This window comes from Tritonibacter sp. SIMBA_163, from assembly GCF_046535935.1.
Taxonomy (GTDB): Bacteria; Pseudomonadota; Alphaproteobacteria; order Rhodobacterales; family Rhodobacteraceae; genus Epibacterium; species Epibacterium scottomollicae.
The window spans coordinates 1-270 of the sequence record NZ_JAWJBP010000489.1; the positions used below are offsets into that span (position 1 = coordinate 1).

1 pseudogene is annotated in these 270 nt (G+C 61.1%); it reads left to right on the forward strand.

The features are described 5' to 3' along the window. Positions 1 to 270 (forward strand): annotated as a pseudogene (locus tag R0J92_RS23250) (hybrid sensor histidine kinase/response regulator); the annotation flags it as partial.

Here is a 270-nt window from a genome sequence, read left to right on the forward strand (position 1 = left end):
GGATCATCTGCTGCGCCGGAGCCTGGGCGAAGCGATCGAGATCGATACGATCGTCAGCGGCGGTCTGTGGAACACGCTCGTGGATCCGAGCAACGTGGAGAACGCCCTGCTGAACCTCGCCATCAATGCGCGTGACGCGATGGACGGGCAGGGCAAGCTGACGATCGAGCTTGGCAATGCCTTCCTCGACGATGAATATGCCCGCAACACGTTGGACGTGCGGCCTGGTCAATACGTCATGCTGGCCGTTACCGATACCGGCACCGGTAT